Source organism: Bacillus sp. AF62, from assembly GCF_050312695.1.
Classification (GTDB): Bacteria; Bacillota; Bacilli; order Bacillales; family Bacillaceae_G; genus Bacillus_A; species Bacillus_A cereus.
Map to the genome: position 1 here is coordinate 1 of NZ_JBNPJZ010000270.1, position 339 is coordinate 339.

Genomic DNA, 339 nt, shown 5'->3' on the forward strand with positions numbered 1-339 from the left:
TTTGCGAGGTTATATCCTGCGTATCTGCCTGAAAATCTCATCTTTATGCCTCCTCTTCCTGCAGTCATTTTATTTAAAGACTTGTTGTATGTGCGTAGGAATAACCCTCTACAACGACTTCTAAATTTCCTGTTTTGGGGTGAATGACAAGGCCATGAACAGGTACATAAGACGGCAATAAAGGATGCTGGCGTATCATGTATACACTATGTTGAACACGTTCCTGTACGTTTCGGAAACCGGTTAACCATGTAGATAGATCAATGCCTGCTCGTTGCAAGGTACGAAGGCAAGTAGAATCAATACCTTGCTGTTTTACCTTTTCTAATAGCGGTTCAG

The 339-nt window shown here is 41.6% G+C and carries 1 pseudogene; it reads right to left on the minus strand.

Features of this window, described 5'->3' with window-relative positions:
* Positions 1-73: 73 nt before the first annotated feature.
* Positions 74-339, minus strand: a pseudogene (locus ACQRBL_RS32690) (carbonic anhydrase); the annotation flags it as partial.